This window comes from Actinacidiphila oryziradicis, from assembly GCF_005047355.1.
Taxonomy (GTDB): Bacteria; Actinomycetota; Actinomycetes; order Streptomycetales; family Streptomycetaceae; genus Actinacidiphila; species Actinacidiphila oryziradicis.
This window is the reverse complement of sequence record NZ_SUMC01000093.1, coordinates 18410-27788: the sequence shown is the minus strand read 5'-3', so window position 1 is coordinate 27788 and position 9379 is coordinate 18410. Positions and strand designations below refer to the sequence as shown.

The following is a 9379-nucleotide window of genomic DNA, read 5'->3' as shown; positions in this document are numbered from 1 at the left end:
CGCACACCATGCAGGCGCACGCTGATTGGGGCCGCCGTCGCCGCTGGGAGCGCCCTGGGACTTTTCTGGGACTTCCGGCTGCATCAACGGGCACGAGTGTGAAACAGCCGAAAGGCCGTCTGCGCAGGTCAACGACGCGCAGCCACCCAGCGCGGCAGGTCACGGGCCTCGCCGGTCTCTTCCGGGACATCTGAGGCGACAAGGGACGGCCGGACAACATCGTGCTCGCCACCCGGGCGGGGCAGGTACGCAAGAACGTCAGCCTCGTCTCCATGGAACGCGGCAGCTGGAACGGCAGTGTGCCCTCGGGCGCGGCGAGGGCGGCGCCGCGTCCGGCGATCTCGGGGATGACGGCGGGCCGCTCCAGGTGGACGGCGACCACGGTGGGCACGGTGTCGAGCAGGGTCAGGATCTCCGCGAGCTGCTTCTCGCAGTGCGCCACCCGGGCGCTCAGCCCAGGGTCGCCACCAGGATCGCCTTGATGGTGTGCATTCGGTTCTCGGCCTGGTCGAAGACGACGGAGTGCTTGGACTCGAAGACCTCGTCGGTGACCTCCAGCGAGGTCAGGCCATGCCGTTCGTGGATCTTCCGGCCCACGTCCGTCCCCAGGTCGTGGAAGGCGGGCAGGCAGTGCAGGAACTTCACATCCGGGTTGCCGGTCGCCCGCAGCACATCCATGGTGACCGCGTAGGGGCCGAGCAGCGCTATCCGCTCGTCCCAGACCTCCTTGGGCTCGCCCATCGACACCCATACGTCGGTGTGGATGCAGTCCGCGCCCCGCACCCCCTCGGAGACCTCCTCGGTGAGGGTGATCTGCGCCCCTGTTCCCGCTGCCAGCTGCCGCGCTGCGGAGACCACCGTTTCGTCCGGCCACAGGGGCTTGGGGGCCACGATCCGTACGTCCATGCCGAGCAGCGCACCGGTGACCAGGAGCGAGTTACCCATGTTGTAGCGGGCGTCGCCGAGGTAGGCGTAGGTGATGTCGCCGAGGGGCTTGTCACAGTGTTCGGTCATGGTGAGGACATCGGCGAGCATCTGGGTGGGGTGCCACTCGTCGGTCAACCCGTTCCACACGGGCACACCGGCGTAGGCGGCCAGCTCCTCGACCACTTCCTGCCCGCTGCCGCGGTACTCGATGCCGTCGAACATCCGGCCGAGGACACGGGCGGTGTCCTTGACCGACTCCTTGTGCCCGATCTGCGAGCCGCTGGGGTCGAGGTAGACGGTCGACGCGCCCTGGTCCGCGGCCGCGACCTCGAAGGAGCAGCGGGTGCGGGTGGAGGTCTTCTCGAAGATCAACGCGATGTTCTTGCCGATGAGCCGGCGGACCTCGGCCCCCGCGCGCTTGGCCGCCTTCAGATCGGCTGCCAGCTCCACGAGGTGGCGGAACTCCTCGGGGGTGAAGTCCAGCTCCTTGAGGAAGTGGCGGCCCTTGAGGTCGATGGCCATGGGGGACTCCTAGATCGCTGCCGCGGTCGCGGTCGTACAGAAGTCTGGAAGTCTATACGACTCAACGCATCCTTATACAGATGCCTACGCGGAATGCGGATATTCACCCGGAGACCGGGTCGCGCTCGATCGGGCAGCTCATACAGCGCGGCCCGCCGCGCCCCCGCCCCAGCTCACTGCCCGGGATCTCTATGACCTCGATACCACGCTTGCGCAGGAACGTGTTGGTCGTCACATTCCGCTCGTACGCGACAACCACGCCGGGCTCCACCGCGAGCACATTGCATCCGTCGTCCCACTGCTCGCGCTCCGCCGCGTGCACATCCTGTGTCGCGGTCAGCACCTTGATGTCATCGAGCCCGAGCGCCGCCGCGATCGCCCGGTGCATGTGCTCCGGCGGGTGGTCGGTCACCTTCAGGTCCCGCTCCCCCGCGCCCGGCTCGATGGTGTACGAGCGGAGCATCCCGAGCCCGGCGTACTTGGTGAAGGTGTCGCCGTCGATCATCGTCATGACCGTGTCCAAGTGCATGAACGCCCGAGTCTTGGGCATGTCGAGCGCCACGATCGTACGGGCCGAGCCCGCCGTGAAGAGGCGCTGGGCCAGCATCTCCACCGCCTGGGGCGTGGTCCGCTCGCTCATCCCGATCAGCACCGCGCCATTGCCGATGACCAGGACGTCGCCGCCCTCGATGGTCGACGGATATGCCGCCTGCCCCTCCGACCAGATATGGAAGCCACCCTTCGAGAAAAGCGGATGGTGCCGGTAGATCGCCTCGTAGTGCGCGGTCTCGTGCCAACGGGCCGGCCAGCGCATCGCGTTGATGCTGACGCCGTCGTACACCCAGGCCGAGGTGTCACGGGTGAAGAGGTGGTTGGGCAGCGGATTGAGCAGGAAGTCGTCCGGCTCCATGACATGGAATCGCACGGAGGCCGGCTCGGCGAACCGGGCCAGGAACTCCCGCTTGGTCATACCGCCGACCAGGGCCTCCACCAGGTCGGGCACGGACAGCTCGTCGAAGGACTCGCGCAGATGGTCGGTGACGACCGGGCCGTACTCCTTCTCGTCGAAGACCCGGTCGAGCACCTGCGCGCGGGCCGCGGGGAGGACGAGCGTCTCTCGCAACAGGTCCCCGAAGAGGTGCACCTCGACACCGCGGTCGCGCAGCACATCCGCGAAGCCGTCGTGCTCGGCACGCGCCCGCCGCACCCACAGCACGTCGTCGAAGAGCAGCGCGTCCTTGTTCGTCGGGGTGAGCCGCTTCAGCTCCAGATCGGGTCGATGGAGGATGACGCGGCGCAGCCGCCCGGCCTCGGAATCCACGTGGAAGCCCATGGCATAGACAGTGCCATGAGACCTCCCCGCACCGCACCGGCCCCCGGGCCGGACCGGCCGCCATCACAGTCCGCTCCGGCCGTACGGCCCCCGCCGCTACGACCGCGGGTCGACCGGCTCCGACTCCAGCGCCTGCAGCGAGGACGGACGCCTCATCGCCGGTGTCGACGACCAGGCGGCGAGTGGCCTGGAGCAGTGTGGGTGCCGAAAACCCCGTCCATGGCCTGTGACGTGCACGTCCTTGCGAACGCCGATTGTCAGGGACCTGCTTGATGAGGACAACAAGGTTCATGAGATCACTTCCCGCCTTGGGCGGGCGTCTCCACACCCGGTCGGCCGTCGAAGTTGACCAGTCGCACGGCCGCCTCCTCAGTCCCGGCCCGGTGACGGCCGGTGTGCCGCCTCGGTCAGGAAGAGCCCGGCCAGTCCGGCGATGAGCTCCGCCCGCTCGATGACGTGCGGCAGGACGTGCGGCTGGGCGTCGGACAGGTGCCTCGGTCAGGTAATAGCTGTCGGCGAGCGGGATGAAGCGGTCCCCTCGCCCCCCAGGGGTCCTACCGCGACGTCGCCGCCGCCCGAATCGCAGTGAGCGCCGGAGGCGGCGGGGGCCTGCTGACTCGCGGCGCGGACCAGGACGAGGGTTGATCGACGATGCAGCCGGAACCCGAGTTCAAGTGGCGCGCGGTGATCCAGCACGCCCCGACGACGTGCCCGAACAAGGCGAGTCGGCGTAAGCCGACTGTACCGGGCACAGCTCAGTTCTTGCTGACGAGCGGGGGGATGGTCGGTACTTCGGGGGCGTTCTCGATGTCCTCGAGGGTCATCTTGAACTCCTCCGGGTAGGCCTCGCGCTTGGTGCGCCGGTCCGGCTCGCTGGTGCGCCAGGAGTACAGGCACTGCTGGCACTGCAGCACGTCCCACACGCCGGGAACGGGGGAGGTGTAGAGCTTGTCGACGCTCTCGTAGGCGCAGCGGGGGCAGATCATGGTGGGGGGCCTCTCTACGGGATTCGCAGCGCTGCAGGGGGTGTCGGGTCAGTGTCCGGCGGCGATCAGGCCCTGCAGCTTTGTCAGCCAGGCGGCGGTCTCCGGCAGGTCGTGGACCTGCTGGCCGTAGTGACCGCGGTTGTCCGGTTCGACGGAGTTGGTGGCGTCGATGATGAGCTTGCCGGTGATGCCCGGTGGCTGGGAGCCCGGGTCGAGTTCCAGAGGCGGGCGTGGGCGGCACGATCGCCACGCCCATCCGCGCCAGCGCGAGCAGGTTGTCCAGGTGGACCTCGCTGAGAGGGCTCTCCCGGGGGACCAGCAGCAGTCTGCGGCGTTCCTTGAGCACCACGTCCGCCGCGCGTCCCACCAGGCTGTCGGCGTATCCGGCGCGGATTCCCGCGACGGTCTTCATCGAGCACGGCACGATGACCATGCCGTCCGTCCTGAAGGAGCCCGAGGAGATCGCCGCGGCCTGGTCGCTGGGCCCGTACACCACGTCGGCGAGCTTGGCCACCTCTCGTGCGGTGTACGGCGTCTCCAGTTCGATGGTGGTGCGCGCCCACCGGCTCATCACCAGATGGGTCTCCACATCGGGCAGCTCACGCAGTGCCTCCAGCAGACGCACACCGAGGGGGGCGCCGGTCGCGCCGGTCATCCCCACGACCAGCCGCAGCATGTCAGCGGCCTACGCGGTCCCGGTGCGCGGGTGTCTCACGGCCCGAGTACGCGTAGTACTCCGACTGGGGAAGGCCGATGAAGCCCAGCAGCCGGGCGGTGAACTCCTCGTAGAACTGGTCCACGCTCTGCGGCACGTTGTAGAACGTCGGAATCATCGGATACACGGTGCCGCCGGCCTCCGTCACCTGGGTCATGTTGCGCAGGTGGATCAGGCTGAACGGGGTATCGCGCACGCACAGCACCAGCGGGCGGCGCTCCTTGAGGGTGACGTCGGCGGCCCGCTCGATCAGCGTGTTCGCGATGCCGTGGGCGATCCGCCCCACCACGCCGAGTGCGCAGGGCACCACCAGCATCCCCCAGGACGGGTAGCTGCCTGAAGTCGGGCCGCCGGCCAGGTCCTCCGGATCCCAGGTGACAACCTTCTTCGCCGGGCCGCCGAGCACCAGCTCCACCGCGTCGCCGGCCTCGTCCCGCCCTGTCTCGTGCGCGATCAGCTTGCGCCCCGCTGCCGAGACCATCAGGTCCACCTGCCCGATGCGGTCGTCCTTGACCAGCGACTCCAGCACGAACCGCGCCATCCGGGTACCACCGGCGCCCGTCACTGCCAGCGTCACATTCCGCTGATCAGCCATCTCCACGTCCCTTCCAGAAGCCCGCACCAAGGCGATGGGGGAATCGTGACTATTTCATCATTCAGCGAATAATCTGGCATATCGGAAATCAGACTTGGCGCGTCCGGCCTCCCGAGCCCGTCATCTGATCTGAGGTGGATAGCGTGCCGACGGAAGGGTCACTGCTGAACCGAGGGAAGTAGCAGATGTTCGGGCGAATCGGGCAAGCACGGTGGAAATTCCCTGGTTCGTATGCGCGACGGGGGCGATACTCGGGCGTGTGTTCCTGACGATCAGTACCATCGGTACCTCTGAGCGACCCGCGACCGACCTCGGGTTTCTGCTGCACAAGCACCCCGACAAGGCGCAGGCGTTCTCCACCTCGCACGGCACCGCGCACGTCCTCTACCCCGAGGCGTCCGCGGAGCGCTGCACGGCTGCGCTGTTGCTTGAGGTGGATCCGGTGGCGCTCGTGCGGCGCAGCAAGGGCAAGGGGCGCGGGGGCACCCCTGACGCGGCGCTCGCGCAGTACGTCAACGACCGGCCGTACGCCGCCTCCTCGCTGCTCGCTGTCGCGCTCAGCGGCGTCTTCTCCAGCGCGATGAAGGGGCAGTGCAACGCCCGCCCCGAACTCCCCGGGCAGCAGCTACCGCTGCGCATCGAGGTGCCTGCTCTGCCCGCGCGAGGCGGTGCCGACCTGGTACGGAAGCTCTTCGAACCGCTGGGCTGGGCGGTAACGGCCGAGCCGGTCGCGCTGGACGAGCAGTTTCCCCAATGGGGCGACTCGCGGTATGTGCGTCTTGTGCTGGAGGGCGGGCTCAGGCTTTCGGATGCGCTGCGCCACTTGTACGTCCTGCTTCCCGTCCTGGACGACGCCAAGCACTATTGGGTCTCACCCGAGGAGGTGGACAAGCTGCTGCGGGCGGGAGAGGGCTGGCTGGCGGATCACCCTGAGCAGAAGCTGATCACCAGCCGGTACCTGTCGCGCCGCTGGGGGCTCGCCCGGCAGGCGATGGAGCGCCTGGAGCTGCTCCGGTTGGCCGAGTCCGACGACACCCAGATCGAGGAGATCGACAACGCCGTAGACGAAACCATCGACACCGACGAAAAGCCGGTGCCACTCGCCGTGCAGCGGCGGGACGCGATCATCGACGCACTACGTGGAGCCGGCGCGAGCCGGGTGCTCGACCTGGGCTGCGGACAGGGGCAGTTGGTGCAGGCCCTGCTCAAGGATGTGCGATTCACCGAGATCGTTGGTGTTGATGTGTCGATGCGGGCGCTGACGGTGGCATCCCGGCGGCTGAGGCTGGAGCAAATGGGTGAGCGGCAAGCGGAGCGCGTCAAGCTGTTCCAGGGCTCGCTGACGTACACCGACAAGCGGCTCGTGGGCTATGACGCGGCCGTACTAAGCGAGGTCATCGAGCACCTCGACCTGCCGCGGCTGCCCGCCATGGAGTACGCCGTCTTCGGCTCGGCACGGCCCGGGACCGTGCTCGTGACTACGCCGAATGTCGAATACAACGTCCGCTGGGAGACGCTGCCCGCCGGGCATGTGCGCCACGGCGACCACCGCTTCGAATGGACGCGTGAGGAGTTCCGCGAGTGGACGTCGGGCGTCGCCGAACGACACGGGTACACCGTCGAATTCGTCCCCGTAGGACCCGACGACCCGGAGGTCGGACCGCCCACCCAGATGGCAGTCTTCAACAAGAACGCGAAGGAGGAGAGGGCAGCATGACGAACAACGGGACCAAGCGCACTCTCGCCGTGACCGACCTCTCCCTCGTGGTCCTCATCGGCGCGACCGGATCGGGCAAATCAAACTTCGCACGCAAGCACTTCAAGCCCACCGCGGTGATCTCCAGCGACTTCTGCCGCGGCCTGGTCGCCGACGACGAGAACGACCAAAGCGCGAGCAAGGACGCCTTCGACGTCCTGCACTACGTCGCGGGCAAGCGCCTCGAAGCGGGGCGGCTTACCGTCATCGACGCGACCAGCGTGCAGTCGGATTCGCGCCGTCAGCTGGTGGAACTGGCCCGGAAGTATGACGTGCTGCCCATCGCGATCGTCCTTGACGTGCCCGAGGCGGTCTGCGCCGAGCGCAATGCCGCGCGCCCTGACCGGGCCGGCATGCCACGCCATGTCATCCAGCGCCACCAGCGCGAACTGCGCCGCTCCCTGCGAGGCCTGGAGCGCGAGGGCTTCCGCAAGGTGCACATCCTGCGCGGCGTCGAGGAGATCGACAGTGCCGAGATCTCCCTCGAGAAGCGCTACAACGACCTGCGCCACCTCACCGGCCCCTTCGACATCATCGGCGACGTCCACGGCTGCCGCTCCGAGCTGGAGACCCTGCTCACCAAGCTGGGTTACGTCGACGGCGCCCACCCCGAGGGGCGTACGGCCGTCTTCGTCGGCGACCTCGTCGACCGCGGCCCCGACAGCCCCGGCGTGCTCCGTCGCGTCATGAGCATGGTCACGGACGGAAAAGCCCTGTGCGTACCGGGGAACCACGAGAACAAGCTCGGCCGCTACCTCAAGGGCCGCAAGGTCCAGCACACGCACGGACTCGCCGAGACCATCGAGCAGTTGGAGAAGGAGGACGACACCTTCAAGGAGCAGGTGCGGGAGTTCATCGACGGACTCGTCAGCCACTACGTGCTCGACGAGGGCAAGCTCGTCGTCTGTCACGCCGGCCTGCCCGAGAAGTACCACGGACGCACGTCCGGGCGCGTCCGCTCGCACGCGCTGTACGGCGACACGACCGGCGAGACGGACGAGTTCGGCCTGCCCGTGCGCTACCCGTGGGCCGAGGACTACCGCGGCCGCGCGACCGTCGTCTACGGCCACACGCCCGTGCCTGACACCTCATGGACCAACAACACCATCTGCCTGGACACCGGAGCGGTCTTCGGCGGCAAGATGACCGCGCTGCGCTGGCCCGAGCGCGAGCTCGTCGACGTACCGGCCGAGAAGGTCTGGTACGAGCCGGCCAAGCCTCTCGCCACCGAGGCTCCCGGCGGCCACGACGGGCGCCCGCTGGACCTCGCCGATGTGCACGGCCGGCGGATCGTGGAGACCCGGCACGCCGGCAATGTCGCCGTACGTGGGGAGAACGCGGCAGCGGCGCTGGAGGTGATGAGCCGCTTCGCAGTGGACCCGCGCCTGGTGCCGTACCTGCCGCCGACGATGTCGCCGACCGCGACCTCGCACATCGACAGCTACCTGGAGCACCCGGCCGAGGCCTTCGCCCAGTACAAGACGGACGGCGTCGCGAAAGTCGTGTGCGAGGAGAAGCACATGGGCTCACGCGCGGTGGCCCTGGTCTGCCGCGACGCGGACGCGGCCCGAAAGCGCTTCGGCGTGGAAGGACCGACCGGGTCCCTCTACACCCGCACAGGACGCCCCTTCTTCGATGATGTGGCAGTCACCGAGGAGATCCTGGGCCGGCTGCGCGCCTCCGCGACTGCCGCGGGTCTGTGGGAGGAGCTCGGGACGGACTGGCTACTGCTCGACGCCGAGCTGATGCCATGGTCGCTCAAGGCCTCCGGCCTGCTGCGCACGCAGTACGCGGCCGTGGGTGCCGCCTCCGGTGCTGCCTTCCCGGGCTCGCTGGCCGCTCTCGAAGCGGCCGCGGCCCGTGGCGTCGAGGTGGACGGGCTGCTGGCCAAGCAGCGCGAACGGGCCGAGGACGCGGCCTCGTTCACCGAGGCGTACCGGCGCTACTGCTGGACGACCCAGGGCTTGGAGGGCGTGCGTCTGGCGCCCTTCCAGATCCTGGCCGCCCAGGGCCGCAGCCTCGCCGCACTCCCGCATGACGAGCAGCTCGTCATAATCGACCGGATGGTCGATCACGACCGGTCCGGTCTGCTGCAGACCACCGGCCGTCTGGGCGTCGACACCGGCGACGAGGCCTCGGTCCAGGCCGGCATCGACTGGTGGCTCGAGATGACCAGCCGCGGCGGTGAGGGCATGGTCGTCAAGCCGCTCGGTGCAGTCGTGCGCAACGAGCAGGGCCGCCTGGTCCAGCCCGGTATCAAGTGCCGGGGTCGTGAGTACCTGCGGATCATCTACGGTCCCGAGTACACGCGCCCCAAGAATCTTGAGCGGCTGCGCTCCCGCTTCCTCGGCCACAAACGCTCGCTCGCAATCCGCGAGTACGCGCTCGGCCTGGAGGCACTGGACCGGCTGGCGGACGGCGAACCGCTGTGGCGCGTCCACGAAGCCGTGTTCGCCGTACTGGCACTGGAGTCCGAGCCCGTCGACCCGCGGCTGTGACAGGGCAACGCCTCCACCGACGCTGATGGGGCGGCGCTTGTGCGCCG

7 protein-coding genes and 1 pseudogene are annotated in these 9379 nt (G+C 68.5%); 2 read left to right on the top strand and 6 right to left on the bottom strand.

Going from position 1 to position 9379, the window contains the following annotated elements; genetic code table 11:
* The 6 genes and pseudogenes from FCI23_RS58780 to FCI23_RS44065 all read right to left on the bottom strand — a co-directional run.
* The coding region (locus FCI23_RS58780) for a hypothetical protein (protein WP_211265726.1) at positions 1-442 on the bottom strand (442 nt) is incomplete at its 3' end.
* 8 nt (positions 443-450) lie between these two features.
* The gene (gene argF, locus FCI23_RS44090; protein ID WP_136729676.1) at positions 451-1449 is read right to left on the bottom strand and encodes an ornithine carbamoyltransferase; all 999 of its coding nucleotides are present in this window, start codon (positions 1447-1449) and stop codon (positions 451-453) included.
* Positions 1450-1552: 103 nt separating this feature from the next.
* Positions 1553-2782: an arginine deiminase gene (locus FCI23_RS44085; RefSeq protein WP_136729675.1), complete on the bottom strand. Its 1230-nt coding sequence runs from the start codon at positions 2780-2782 to the stop codon at positions 1553-1555.
* Between the two features lie 755 nt (positions 2783-3537).
* Entirely contained in the window at positions 3538-3768 is a 231-nt protein-coding gene (locus FCI23_RS44080) for a non-oxidative hydroxyarylic acid decarboxylases subunit D (protein ID WP_136729674.1), read from the bottom strand.
* Positions 3769-3976: 208 nt separating this feature from the next.
* Positions 3977-4441, bottom strand: a pseudogene (locus FCI23_RS44070) (UbiX family flavin prenyltransferase); the annotation flags it as partial.
* 4 nt (positions 4442-4445) lie between these two features.
* The gene (locus FCI23_RS44065; protein ID WP_136729673.1) at positions 4446-5078 is read right to left on the bottom strand and encodes a UbiX family flavin prenyltransferase; all 633 of its coding nucleotides are present in this window, start codon (positions 5076-5078) and stop codon (positions 4446-4448) included.
* Positions 5079-5337: 259 nt separating this feature from the next.
* On the opposite strand from FCI23_RS44065, the gene FCI23_RS44060 reads away from it, so the two are divergent.
* Positions 5338-6795 (top strand): 3' terminal RNA ribose 2'-O-methyltransferase Hen1, encoded by a 1458-nt coding sequence (locus tag FCI23_RS44060; protein ID WP_136729672.1) that lies wholly within the window; start codon positions 5338-5340, stop codon positions 6793-6795.
* The gene (locus FCI23_RS44055; RefSeq protein WP_136729671.1) at positions 6792-9332 is read left to right on the top strand and encodes a polynucleotide kinase-phosphatase; all 2541 of its coding nucleotides are present in this window, start codon (positions 6792-6794) and stop codon (positions 9330-9332) included. The genes FCI23_RS44060 and FCI23_RS44055 overlap by 4 nt, the downstream gene beginning before the upstream one ends.
* Positions 9333-9379 lie beyond the last annotated feature (47 nt).